Below are 11999 nucleotides of genomic sequence, written 5' to 3'. Positions count from 1 at the left end.
CGAAGCCAAGAGGGCGCAGGGAAGGCCGGGTGCTGACCTCGCACCCGCGGCCCGCTGCGCGAAAGGTAGCGCAAGGAAACCGCACAGCAGCATACAGGTGGTGCCAATCACTCGGCCTTCCCTGCGCAGGGAAGAATTAATGAGCAAAAAATGTAGCTAAATCAATTCCATGTGGTTGTTGTGTTTACATTTGTGTCGCGATCCGGTGACGGTTCGGCCGCGAAAATATATATGAATGCCTATGAACCCCTGTGGATGGCGGTGAAGGCTGGCGGCGGTCGCTCCCACCAGTGCACTGAGTGATTTTGCGCGTCTCGGGCAATCAGGGTTATGCACGCCAGAGGGCTTTTGGTTCCGCTAAGTCATTAATGGATATAAACAATTTGAAGATGTGATCCGAAGCGAGTGTTGCAGCTCGGCTACAGCAACCACGGGGCGAACGAACTACTGTTGATTCGTCGGGCGGGGCTTATCGCCCTATCGAACTGCTTTCTGAGGAGATTACTTGTATGAAAAAATTTCTGGTTGCTGCGGTCGGGATGATGGCCGTTGGATTGTCCGCTCCGGCGTCGGCGGCTGACTTGGCGGCGCGTCCGTACACCAAGGCACCGCCTCCGATCGTGGCACCGATCTACGACTGGACCGGCTTCTACATCGGCGGCAATGGTGGCTGGGCGCAGAACCACAACTGCGTGGATTTCCTTGACGCGGCCGGCGTAGCCGTAGCTTCCGGCTGCCGCGATCGGTCCGGTGGCGTCATCGGCGGCCAGCTCGGTTATCGCTGGCAGGCCAGCCAGTGGGTGTTTGGCCTGGAAGCCCAGGGCGATTGGGCGGATCTCAGCAACCAGCGCGTCAGCCTGATCGATGCTTCGCTCTCCACTCGCACCAAAACCAGTGCCATCGGCCTCTTCACCGGCCAGATCGGCTACGCCTGGAATGCGTCACTGTTCTACGTGAAGGGCGGCGCGGCGGTGACAGACAACCGCTTAAGCGTCATCGATAATGCCTTCGGCACCGAGCTCGCCGCGCAAAGCGCTACCCGCTGGGGTGGTGTCATTGGTGTTGGATACGAGTATGGCTTCACCCCGAATTGGTCGGTGGGCGTCGAATACGACCATTTGTTCATGGGGCACCGGAATAATTCGTTCACGGTCGCTGATCCGCGACTTGCCGCCTTTGTGAACGACCGGATCACGCAGGACGTGGACATGATCACGCTGCGCTTCAATTACCGCTTCGGCGGTTATGGCGCCCCGATCGCAGCGCGTTACTGATTTCCTCCAGCGAACTTAAGCCCCGGCGTCGTCCGGGGCTTTTCTTTATCTCTCGACAACGCGGCGGTCCCGCTTAGGAAAAAGCCGGTAGGACCACTCAGGCGGTGCAGACGCCGATAACGCCGAGCATCTGCCTCATTGAGGATCAAGATCGCGATTTGCATGGCGCGGGAAAGCCTGTCCATAAGGGCAATTGAAAGGCGCCGCAAGGTCATCGATGGTCGATGCGCGTTCGAGCCTCAGCCCGAGGCCTGGCCTTAACAACCTCCAAGCCCCGGCCTGCCCCAAACCCAAGGCCGGGGTTTTTTCTCGGCTGCGCCAGGCCCTCGCCAGTGTCCTCTGAGCCAGGCGATCGCCTCATCGAGGCTGTCGGCGCACAGCGCCGGGCCAGGCGCGCCGGCATCACCGGCGGCTCACACCAGGCCGACGCCGAGGACCGGCGGGTGCTCGACAGATTGTTGGCGGACGCCCTCACTGCGGAGCGAAATACCCTCAACGAAGGGACCAATGTCAGCTACAAAGAGAAGGAAAACCGAGGCAAGTCCTCTGCGGAAAATCTAAGAATGGCTAGCAATCAGGCCCCGCTTTTACTTTACCCCGCCGAGTTTCGGTCGCTCCGTTCATAAAGAAGATGGCGCTAGACACGACCGATGCACACGCTACGTTAGTCCGATAGTTTGGTAGTCGCGTACTGGTGGCGGACGTGAGCTTTCAGATGTCGATACTCAAAATCCTCGCCGGCCAGCCCGATGGCCGGGCCAGTCTTGACGTCGTCAAGCAACACCTGGCTCTTTTCTACACCAGCGGACCCGAGTGGACCGGTCGCATGAAGCTTCTGGCTGYGCGGGCACCAGACCTCGATATCTTCGGCCAAAAGCTGATCGCGCGCGAGCCAGGCGAGTGGCGTATCACGGACGCGGGCCGGGACTTGCTCTCGGCGGTTGAGCAGCCACCTACGACCGTATCTAAAGATCTTACGCTCGGCGAGCTGATCGAGAATCTGCCGGCCAGCGAGTTTGCCTCGCCGCCCCCGCCCCCGCAACGTCGTCTAGAAGAGCACAAGCGTCGCCGCGGCATCCAACGCCGGGTCGCACGAACGCGCAGATCGGCATAAGAGCTCCCGACTACCTTATCGCTCCTCGACCAATGGCGCTCATGACGTCGAAGAAAAGCGCGAGCGGGAACCGTGACGAACCTGCCTTCAAAAGATCACCTTCGGTGAGATGCGCGCCTCCGGCGCCCGCGACGTCCTGAACTACACCGCGACTATGGCTGCTGCCAGCATGTCGACGCCAGCGCTGACGGCTGGGTCCTCCAGTTCAACGCCGCCGACTATCTTGGCGCTGCATTGACCGGCGATGGACGTGACATCGAGGCCTGGCAACCCGCAAAGTTACCGTTCTGAAGGACAAAGATTGCCCTCTGCGAGGCCGGCCTCTGGGACGCCGTTACAGACCCAGCACCAGCGTATACGCGAAAGATGCTGAAAGAACGCTCAGCCCAATAATGGCGACTTTGAAAACGAGGTCTCGCGCTGCCACGATGCCCTCCACGAGTTCGCAAATCACTTGAATCTTACGCTTTATTCCGGAGGTTGCAATTCGGCTTCACAACGTCAACGATGCGATCAACGCGAGACCAAACGCGGCTGATGCCCAGACCAGTGATTGGTAAATCCAGTACCGACGGCGATTTCATGACGCGCCTTCCTCGCATGAGGAGGCCGCTCGATAGGCAGCTGCGCCATTGAGCCAGATCAATGAACGTCGTTAATCACATTCTAAAAAGCGCGAAAGAGAGCAGCGCCACCGGCAGCATGCCGACAGCAATGACTGCGATCCGAAGGAGCACTTCCCGCCACATGGGTAATCGTAACGGGCCGCGCCCCAAGGGGGCTGCAGTTCGTGCCAGCTTGACCGAAACAGTAAGAGGAATTCGGCAAAAAGCTGCGCGACTAGAAGGGTCTACGCCCTCGGGAGACCAATGACCGCAGAACGGTCAACAAATATAAGCTCGCGATCACGCCAGCGTCCGACCAAACGCCAGCTGGCATTAATCGCATGGACGGTGGCCCACCCGGCTCGGGACGCAAGCTTCAGCGAGAGGGCCATGATCGCCGACAAGCTGACCCGGTGGCTGACCCAGGCTGAGCAGCATCAGGTCTCGAAATTCATCGCGGACGAAACGGCGATGCGCAAAGCACTCAACAAGCGGGTCACGAAGCGATAGCCGCCAAGTGCGGATGAGGACGCACGGGCCAGCCCACTTTGACGGGAGGCGATCTCACTTGCCTTCCGACTTCGCGATCTCTGCAAGGTTCTCAAGCTGGCTCCCAAGCGCTGCCCAGCTCCGTGAGATGTTCGTCAGCACGGTCGCTCGGCGGGGTGAATTCCTCGGATCAGCGGCACGTAGTTTGTACTCGGCGGCATAAGCGCGGCATTGTTCAGCTGTAGGCACGTTGTCCCCTTGTGCGCATCAGTGTCACTGTCGTGTGACCGATGGCGATGAGACGATCATCACCATTGCAAGGAAGCCGACACAATCAGGAGAAGCCGCGATGCAGCTATGGGGCTTTGCCGTGCCCCACGATGCGGCGGCCCGTCACCAGACCGATACACGACGCCAGCGAGCACAACCGCGCTGACGGCAACAGTGACAATGCTCCACTGTCCCTTGGTACAGTACCATCGCGTCAGTCGCCAAATACTATGCTTCACTCCACCTTGGGGTGGAGCTTATCGTTCCGCGCACCGAGACGTATTCGATTGGCTAAAAATCAATAAAAGAGTAGCCCGCATGTTTGTGCGTAATACTACGGGGCGGTCCCTCTGCCCTAATTCGCTCACTGACCTTGGCATCACGAGCGAATCAAATCCGGGCGTCAGTTCGAGTGTATTGATCTACAAAAAGGGGAAAGCAATTTTCAGTGAGAAGGAACCTGCCGAATACGTCTATCAAGTAATCAGGGGAGCGGCGCGCAGTTACAAACTGCTCTCTGACGGTCGACGCCAGATTGGCGCATTCCATTTGGCCGGAGATATTTTCGGGCTGGAGAACAGTGGGACGCATCGATTTACGACCCAGGCGGTGGTCGAGACGACGCTTCGCCTGATCAGACGGCAAACTCTAGAAATGGTCGCCGAAACCGATCCAGCTGTCTCGCGCAACCTACTCCGTATGACTACCAGCAACCTCGAGCACGCGGAAAATCATATGCTGCTGCTTGGCCGTAAATCGTCATCGGAGAGAGTTGCCGCGTTCTTGCTGGAGATGGACAAGCGCCTGACCGCCACTAACTCAATGGCACTCCCCATGTACCGTCGCGATATAGCTGACTACCTCGGCTTAGCACTCGAAACGGTGTGTCGTGTTCTATCCAGGCTGCATGGAGCGGGCGTACTTGATTTCACCGCTGGTAGTCACCGGGAAATCGTACTTCTCGACCGAGAGCGGCTGGCAAACCTCGATCCACCAGATTAGGTCCAGTTCAGGACGAAGCTGAGTGCCCTCGAAGCAGGCTAAGTGCGGCCGGCCGTAGCGGAGTTGACGGGTGTTCGAGATGACGAACCTAAAATCCAGAGCCGTTTATTTGGTTCTTCTCGTGGTTCAACTGACAGGAGCACTCTTCATAATCTTGGACGGCCTGCCCGAATTTAGGCACTTGATAATCCATCCCGGTGAGCAGTTGCCGTTCGAACGGTCCGATAACCTTGCTAGGCCCGTCATTATCATTGCGATGCAGGTCGCCTATTGGTATCGCCTGCGACGCGTTCCGCTCCCACCTCCGCGCTCGAATCCGATCCTGAGTCACCTGTTTCTGTTTCTGGGGCGTCTCGCCTTTATTTTCGGCGGCTCGCTATTCGGTGTCGTGTTCTTCAGACATTTGCCGGAGATCAATCAGGGCGCCGATCTTTGGCTCATGTTCCGCCGGGGACTGCAACTCGTCGTATCGTTGTTCGCGCTATTCTGCGTCACGCTTGAACTGGAACGACTGGGGCGTGCGCTTGGAGGCAGCCAATAGAACTGACGGATGCCGGCCCTCCGCATCGTGACTGACATTTTTCCATTTAGCTTCTTGCCCCCAACTACCTCAATACCTGCGGTCGCATTGGCACAAAGGGCACTAGCCAAACACCCAGGTTCTGCTTGTCTGGGGCACGCCTTGCCCATCTTTCCAGCCCCCAAGCTTTCTTAGATTGGCGAGAACGTAGAAGGCCCCGGCGCGGTCAGCAACTTCGCCGGGGCCGGTTAACACGCGGGGTAGCTAAGACGATGGACGCAGAGGCTGAGCGGCAACGCGGATTGCAATTGGGACGCCGCTGGGCGGAGCATGCTTCGGCGCATGAGCTTACGACTATGGTGAGCGGCTCGTTCGATGATCTCAGCCAAATTCTGCCAGCGGATACGTCTGATCATTTCGTCGGCGGCTTTCGCGAGGGCGTGTTGCGCGTCTGGCGCGGGGCTTAGGCTTCAGCACAAGGGCGCCCGGATGGGGGACCAAGCACCCTTGCACCCCCATCGTTGGCCGATCCAGGTGTGAGTTCTAAGGGACTGCTGGACAAGCCGACGAACGCTGGATTACCGAGCGAATCAATAGCTGAGTCCCTTGCCGCAATTGAGGCGGTTGCATTTTTCGACAATGCGGCACTGACCAACAGTGCCTTACCGCCGCACTCCCACGCGATTGACGCCGCCATTTGCGTTGCCGCCGACGTTATGACGGACCGCAGCGCGCGCCACGGGACGAGGCCTGAGCACGACGCCAGCCCTCGCAACGCACCCGACCGGATATTCAACGTACTGGCAATACACGACCGCCTTGGCTGGCGTTGGATTGAGCGTGAGACCCGCCAACCCCAACAGGAAGCTGGCGGCAATCCCGGCAACTGTCGCCGACTTGATCGAGAGACTCTTTGTCCGATGCATGGTGATCCTCCCTTTCGCCGCGAACCGATGGAGATGCACCGGGCGGCCAAGCGTTTGTGAGCGGTAAGGAGACTAGGTGATGTTGACGTAGGTCAACGCTGGAGGCGACGTCGCTCTCAATAGCACGGGGGGTATGGATAGTAACCGCATTGCCGGCGGTGATAGTACGCTCCCGTGGCCGCTGCTCCGACGGCAGCCGCACCTACAGCAGCTCCATAGTACCCGCGCCGATACGCGCGTCTATGCACTCGCCTATTAACCCCCGCAACGCTGCCAGGTGTGAGCGGACGACCGACACGAGCGTCAGCTTTCTCGACGGAGATAACGACAGTCCCTTCTGGTGACCAGTGAAACGACACGGGCGCCAAGCACAACATCGCTGCACCGAGGGCCGCGCCGAGCACCGTTGAATTTTTCATGTTCTTGCTCCTAATTGGTTTCTTGGGACGTGCTGGTGGACGCGCGGCTACTTTTTCTCTTCGGCAGCACCGTCATGCCGCTCTTCGCGCCGCTCCGTGCGCCCCGTCCGTCGCGCCTGACGCCGTTCTGTTCGCCCTGTCCGTCGATCCTGACGCCGTTCGGTGCGCCCCGTGCGTCGTTCCTGACGCCGCTCCGTACCCGACTGCGGTGTCTCAGTGGAAGGCGCTGCGGGCGTGGTCGGTGCGGTTGAGGTCTGAGCGCCAGCATCTGACACCACCAGAATTGCAGGCGAGGCCACGAGCCCGAACACGGCTGCGTATCCACAAAGAGCAAGAGCGCCTCGACGGCTGACCATCGATTCCGAACGTTCACCCATATCTCAAACTCCCGGTCTCCCGCCCTTTTGCAACTGGTCCATATTCCGGAGTGTGATTATTGATCTAAATCAACCTTGAGGCATGCGCTCGCCGACGATGGACGCTGGCAACGGCACGAGCCTTTACCCACGCCAGCGCGAGGGGGCGTCTCCGAAACGGACCCGCGCTGTGCGCAAATCCAAGACGGAACCCCGCAGCCGGCTCGTTCGGGTGAAACGTGGATGGAGCGAAAAGAATGAAGAAGATCTTGTTGAGTGGTGTGGGCTTGCTGGCAGTGAGCATGGCGGCACCCGCGTCAGCGGCTGATCTGGCTGCTAAACCTTACGTCAAGGCCCCGCCCCCGGTGGTCGCGCCGATCTATGATTGGACCGGTTTCTACATCGGTGCTAACGGCGGTTGGGGGCAAAGCCACGGTTGTGTGGATTTCGTGACGCCCGCAGGAACAGTCGCAGGTGGTTGCGCCGATCGCTCCGGGGGCCTCGCGGGCGGACAGATCGGGTACCGCTGGCAAACCAACCAGTTTGTGCTCGGCCTCGAAGCGCAGGGAGATTGGGCCAACATCAAGAACACGCGCGTCAGTCTAATCGATCCATTGATCTCGACCACAGGCAAGATCGACGGCATCGGGTTGTTGACGGCGCAACTCGGTTGGGCGTGGAACGCCTCCCTATTCTACGTGAAGGGCGGCGCCGCCGTGACGCGCAATCGCTTCGATATCTTCAACAACATCACCGGTGTCGGCTTGGCCTCGGCAGGCCACACGCGCTGGGGCGGCGCCCTGGGCGTCGGCTGGGAATACGGCTTCACGCCCAACTGGTCGCTCGGTATCGAATACGACCACCTCTGGATGGGGCGTGATAATTCCGGCTTCGCAGGCGTGGTTACTCCCGGAGGGTTCACCCTGACCGGGAGCGGCGTCAGCCAAGATGTGGATATGGTCACGCTTCGGCTGAACTATCGCTTCGGTGGATACGGTGCCCCGATCGCGGCGAGATACTGATCACACCAGTCGCGCAGGCCAAAGCCCCGGTTCGTCGGGGCTTTTTTGCGGGTTAACCATCCCAAGCGCTTGCTGCATCTTAAAATATCTAGGGTCAGAAGCAGCGGCTCGACACCGGTTGACCGACGACAGCCGACATTGAACCGGCACCAGATGCGATTGTGAAATGGTTCACAGATCGCAAAAAAATTCGGGGAACGTTCCTTCGAACGTTTCTTGTTTCTGTCATCTAAGTGCGCAAGAATTGGAGGGCCAGGATTTAAAGCCCCGGCCAAGGGGAATTTCGGCGTTGGGAGGAAAAATATTCTGCTCCAGCGACGACTAGGAATGTTGCCTCGGGGCACCTCACCCATGAAGCAAAAAGGAAATGAGACAGTAGCGTCAAGGAAGGCGATGATGATTGACGACCAGTTGGCGCGTGCACACCGCAACAATATTCAACGCTATCGCCACTTATTGCAGACTAGCGTGACAGAGGTCGAGCGCCAGTTTGTCGAAAGGCGCTTGAGTGAAGAGCAATCGAAGCTCGAACTATTGATCGTCTCGTTCTCAAATGAAGTGCACCACGATCCTTTCAGAGGACCGGACAGCCGCTTGACTTAAGTCGTTCAAGCGGTGGTGGACCGGCGGTCGCTGCCCGTCGGCAAACTTCTCCGCATCGGACCGGCAACCCGCGCGAAGATGAGCTCGCTTAGTGTCTACACTGGCCCGACATGCGAACTCAGACGTTGGAGTTCATGCAAGCCAACTTTGGCAAAGAGGCGCGCGCTTTCCGCCATCGGACGTATCCGATCATTTCGTTGGCGGCTTTCGCGAAGGCGAGCTGCGCGTCTGTCACGAGCCTAGGCTCAGCACGTACGCTCGATGCGGAACCGAGCGCCTTGTACCCCCATCGTTGGCGGTCACGAGGTTACTCTCTAGATCGTGGCACAAGTCTAGCTGCACTCGTTTCCAAATTCGCCCATCGAAAGCAGCGTTCTAAAACATAGCGCATTCGAGAATTTTTCCTCTCCCTTCATGCGGGCAAAGCGTGCCTTCATGCGCCGCCCGACATGACCCGTACAATCACGGTGCTAGAATCGCAGCTCTCCTGTTAGAAACCGTCAGACCTACCTCCCCATGTAGTGGGATATCCTGCTCGGAATGAGATCGGTCGCTGGTTCATCGCGGCGGAGCTTGGGCGAGAGCTGCTGCTCGTCACTGCGCTCTTCTAGGTCACGGCTGACGTAAGTCTTGGGGAGTCACGTGTTGGGGTTTGTGCATGTTGTGGATGACGACAGTGCCTTCCGAATAGCAGTCGAACGTCGCCTCAAACTCGCCGGGTACGAAGTGGCGACCTATGCGTCGGCTGAGCAGTCGTTGGATCGACTACCGGACGACTGTAGACCCGGCTGCATTCTCCTCGATGTGCGACTACCGGGAGTGAGCGGTCCTGAGCTCCAGGCGCAATTATACGAACTCGGTTCGACGTTGCCGATTATATTCTTTACGGGCTTTCCCGACATCCAGACCACCGTACAGGCCATCAAGGCGGGCGCAGAAGATTTTCTGATCAAGCCCGCATCTTCCGACGACCTACTTCGCGCAATTGAGTGCGCGTTCGCTCGTTACGAAGTCACGCGCGCCAAAAAGGAGGAGCTGGATGCGGCTCGCGCTCGTGTCACGGCACTAACGCCGCGTGAGCGGCAAGTGTTCGAGCTTGTGGTTCAGGGCAAGATCAACAAGCAAATCGCGTACGCTATAGGCTGTACCGAGCGTACGATTAAGGCACATCGCCATCAGGTGATGGAAAAAATGCAGGTCCAGTCATTGGCGGAACTTGTCGCCATTGCCGAGCGTATGGGCTATCGCCCGAACGGGCCGTCTCCTCACCTGCCTTAGACGAACCAATAAGCGGTTCCAGCGGTTTGACAGGAGTAACGCGCTCATTGGACCCAGCAAAACTCGGCTGCGTCTTCGTCCGTGAAATCAGGCATTAACTCTTCCTATTGACACAAAGTGCAATAGCCAAACACTCCGCCTGTGATTGTCTAACAACGCGCTTTTTAGATCTCTCACAGAGCCCTAGGCCCCCAAGATCGGCGGCAGCGCGCTCGGCCCCGGGGCGGGCGCAAGTCCTCGCCGGGGCCGCTTAAACGTTGGATGATCGAGGACGGGGACGCGGAGCAGGAGCGACAACGTGGTTTGCAACTAGGCCGCCGATGGGCGGCGAATGGTCCGGCGCATGTGCGTGCGACAAGGCTCGAAGCTTGAACTCGGGATCTAGCCGGGGGTAAAATGACGCCGACTTGGTACGTTACCTTTGAAGCTCAGAAGCGTGGCATCCTGCCAAAAAGCCGCAGCCCTCGCGGGACAAAGACGTTTGCAACAGAACATGAAGCAAAGGCGTTCGCTATAACGAGGCTAGTGGCTCTGCACAGTGATTTTGACAGGTTGGGTCCGGCGGTCAGATTAGCTCCGGCAGGAGTTTCGGATCAACGAGGACCTCGATGCTGCGAGGCGTCCTTGGCTGCCGTCTGATGAGGCGGGCGCGTTCCAGTGTCAGGACCATCTGGTGAACCGTAGGCGGGCTGACGCGGAAATATTCCTGCATGTCGGTTTCGGCCGGGGGCCTGCGATGCAGCCGGGTATAGAGGTGGATAAAAGCCAGATACTGCCCCTGCGTGGGCGTGAAGGGTTTTGTCGAAGGACTCACGCCGGCCATCCGATTCAGTTGTTCGTGCGTGCCTCGAACGAGGAGGCACGCCATGAATGTACGCTATCGGGTCGAACTCAGCCAAATCGAGCGCACCGAACTGAGGGCGCTGCTCAGCGGCGGCAAGCATGCGTCCCGCAAGCTCAAGCGAGCGCAGATTTTGCTGGCCGCCGATGCCGAGACCAGCGACGAGGAGATCGCAAGGAGCGTCGGCGTGAGCGGCTCGACCGTGTACCGGACCAAGCGACGCTTCGTGGAAGGCAATCTGGAGCGGGCGCTGAGCGAAGAGCCGCGTCCCGGGGCGGAGCGCAAACTCACGGGCAAGGAAGAAGCCTTGCTGGTGGCGACAGCCTGCGCCAGTCCGCCAAGGGGCCGTGCCCGCTGGACGCTAAAGCTGCTGGCGGGTGCGATGGTCAAGCTCACCGAACACAAGAGCCTGTCGCACGAGACGGTTCGGCGGCGCCTGGCCGAGAATGCCCTCAAGCCCTGGCGCAAAGACATGTGGTGCATTCCGCAGGTCGACGGCGAATACGTCGCCCGCATGGAGGATGTGCTCGACCTCTATGCCGAGGCACCCGACTCCAGGCGGCCAGTGGTGTGCTTCGACGAAAGCCCGGTGCAACTCATCGGCGAAACGCGTCAGCCCATCCCGGCCAAGCCCGGCAGGCTCGAACGTTACGATTATGAGTATCGTCGCAATGGCACGGTCAATCTCTTCGTTCTCCTCGACGTGCATCGTCCCTGGCGCAAGGTCAAGGTCACCGAGCGGCGAGCGGCAAGGGATTACGCCCAATGCATGCGTGATCTCGTCGACATCCATTATCCCGACGCCGAGATCATCCGGGTCGTCCAGGACAATTTATCGACCCACTCCGCCGGCGCCCTCTATCAGGCGTTCCCGCCCGCCGAAGCCAGGCGGATTTTGCGACGGCTCGAGTTCCACTATACCCCAAAACACGCAAGCTGGCTCAACATGGTCGAGATCGAAATCGGCGTCCTGCGGGGCCAGTGCCTGGATCGCAGGATCGACGACCCTAAGCGACTGCGCCGCGAAATCACCGCCTGGGAACGACAACGAAATGCCGCCCGCTCCCGCATCAAATGGATGTTCACAACAGACAAGGCTCGCGCCAAAATGGCTGGCGCCTACCCCGCCACTTCCAAAGAGTCATAATCTCTGTGACGAGGTACTAGGTGGTTTGGCGCTATTTGCCGGCACGATCAATCCGCATTCTCCCAAACAACTTATTCCATCGTCGCGCGTCCATACTTGGCTCTATGGGGAACAGGTGGAAGGCGGCGGGTCG

9 protein-coding genes are annotated in these 11999 nt (G+C 59.1%); 8 read left to right on the top strand and 1 reads right to left on the bottom strand.

From position 1 onward, the window contains the following. Positions 1 to 509 precede the first annotated feature (509 nt). The 4 genes from AC1DW2_RS25810 (at position 510) to AC1DW2_RS25795 (ending at position 5295) form a co-directional block, all read left to right on the top strand. Positions 510 to 1274: an outer membrane protein gene (locus tag AC1DW2_RS25810; protein WP_063981930.1), complete on the top strand. Its 765-nt coding sequence runs from the start codon at positions 510 to 512 to the stop codon at positions 1272 to 1274. A gap of 703 nt (positions 1275 to 1977) precedes the next feature. Next, the gene (locus AC1DW2_RS25805; protein ID WP_477007434.1) at positions 1978 to 2388 is read left to right on the top strand and encodes a hypothetical protein; all 411 of its coding nucleotides are present in this window, start codon (positions 1978 to 1980) and stop codon (positions 2386 to 2388) included. Positions 2389 to 4070: 1682 nt separating this feature from the next. Beyond that, on the top strand, positions 4071 to 4754 hold the full coding sequence (locus AC1DW2_RS25800; RefSeq protein WP_063981927.1) for a helix-turn-helix domain-containing protein: 684 nt from the start codon (positions 4071 to 4073) through the stop codon (positions 4752 to 4754). Positions 4755 to 4833: 79 nt separating this feature from the next. Then, positions 4834 to 5295 (top strand): hypothetical protein, encoded by a 462-nt coding sequence (locus AC1DW2_RS25795; protein WP_063981926.1) that lies wholly within the window; start codon positions 4834 to 4836, stop codon positions 5293 to 5295. Between the two features lie 641 nt (positions 5296 to 5936). Here AC1DW2_RS25795 and AC1DW2_RS25790 read toward each other — a convergent pair. Then, on the bottom strand, positions 5937 to 6200 hold the full coding sequence (locus tag AC1DW2_RS25790; RefSeq protein ID WP_084795037.1) for a hypothetical protein: 264 nt from the start codon (positions 6198 to 6200) through the stop codon (positions 5937 to 5939). A gap of 1032 nt (positions 6201 to 7232) precedes the next feature. Between AC1DW2_RS25790 and AC1DW2_RS25785 the strand changes: the two genes are divergently transcribed. The 4 genes from AC1DW2_RS25785 to AC1DW2_RS25770 all read left to right on the top strand — a co-directional run bounded on the left by AC1DW2_RS25785 (position 7233) and on the right by AC1DW2_RS25770 (position 11866). Beyond that, positions 7233 to 7997, top strand: a complete 765-nt coding sequence (locus tag AC1DW2_RS25785; protein ID WP_063981924.1) for an outer membrane protein — start codon at positions 7233 to 7235, stop codon at positions 7995 to 7997. Positions 7998 to 8393: 396 nt separating this feature from the next. Further along, the gene (locus tag AC1DW2_RS25780) at positions 8394 to 8600 is read left to right on the top strand and encodes a hypothetical protein (RefSeq protein ID WP_167768322.1); all 207 of its coding nucleotides are present in this window, start codon (positions 8394 to 8396) and stop codon (positions 8598 to 8600) included. Positions 8601 to 9242: 642 nt separating this feature from the next. Further along, the gene (locus AC1DW2_RS25775) at positions 9243 to 9878 is read left to right on the top strand and encodes a response regulator transcription factor (protein WP_063981922.1); all 636 of its coding nucleotides are present in this window, start codon (positions 9243 to 9245) and stop codon (positions 9876 to 9878) included. Between the two features lie 866 nt (positions 9879 to 10744). Then, the gene (locus AC1DW2_RS25770) at positions 10745 to 11866 is read left to right on the top strand and encodes an IS630 family transposase (RefSeq protein ID WP_063981152.1); all 1122 of its coding nucleotides are present in this window, start codon (positions 10745 to 10747) and stop codon (positions 11864 to 11866) included. The last annotated feature ends 133 nt before the right edge of the window (positions 11867 to 11999 follow it).

The sequence above is a fragment of the Bradyrhizobium sp. P3_C3 genome (genome assembly GCF_056402655.1).
Note: the sequence above shows the minus strand (reverse complement) of the source record. Positions and strands in the feature narration are given on the sequence as shown.

Bases quoted from the DNA above. Each gene is read 5' to 3' on its own strand.
- AC1DW2_RS25810 (WP_063981930.1), top strand. From the start codon at position 510: ATGAAAAAATTTCTGGTTGCTGCGGTCGGGATGATGGCCGTTGGATTG.
- AC1DW2_RS25800 (WP_063981927.1), top strand. From the start codon at position 4,071: ATGTTTGTGCGTAATACTACGGGGCGGTCCCTCTGCCCTAATTCGCTC.
- AC1DW2_RS25795 (WP_063981926.1), top strand. From the start codon at position 4,834: ATGACGAACCTAAAATCCAGAGCCGTTTATTTGGTTCTTCTCGTGGTT.
- AC1DW2_RS25790 (WP_084795037.1), bottom strand. From the start codon at position 6,200: ATGCATCGGACAAAGAGTCTCTCGATCAAGTCGGCGACAGTTGCCGGG.
- AC1DW2_RS25785 (WP_063981924.1), top strand. From the start codon at position 7,233: ATGAAGAAGATCTTGTTGAGTGGTGTGGGCTTGCTGGCAGTGAGCATG.
- AC1DW2_RS25780 (WP_167768322.1), top strand. From the start codon at position 8,394: ATGATTGACGACCAGTTGGCGCGTGCACACCGCAACAATATTCAACGC.
- AC1DW2_RS25770 (WP_063981152.1), top strand. From the start codon at position 10,745: ATGAATGTACGCTATCGGGTCGAACTCAGCCAAATCGAGCGCACCGAA.